This is a genomic window from Bradyrhizobium sp. 23AC (assembly GCF_054863025.1).
The window spans coordinates 1-237 of the sequence record NZ_JAVAYN010000301.1 but is presented as its reverse complement, the minus strand read 5'-3'; the positions used below and the strand labels follow the sequence as shown (position 1 = coordinate 237).

Below are 237 nucleotides of genomic sequence, written 5' to 3'. Positions count from 1 at the left end.
GGTGATGAACCGCATCGGTCGCGAACGCGGCTGGGGGCCGACGAACCGTGCCCATTTCGATGCGGCGCGCGGACCGGAGGGCAATCTCTTCCTCGGCGAACCGGAGCTGGTGGCGGAAAAGATCATCAAGGCGCATGGCGAGTTCAGGAATGATCGCTTCCTGCTACAGATGGCCATCGGCCTGATGCCGCACGACCAGATCATGCGCGGCACCGAGCTTTATGGTACGAAAGTCGC

1 pseudogene is annotated in these 237 nt (G+C 62.4%); it reads left to right on the top strand.

Annotated features, from left to right (window positions below):
• Positions 1–237: pseudogene (locus RAD10_RS42510) on the top strand (LLM class flavin-dependent oxidoreductase); the annotation flags it as partial.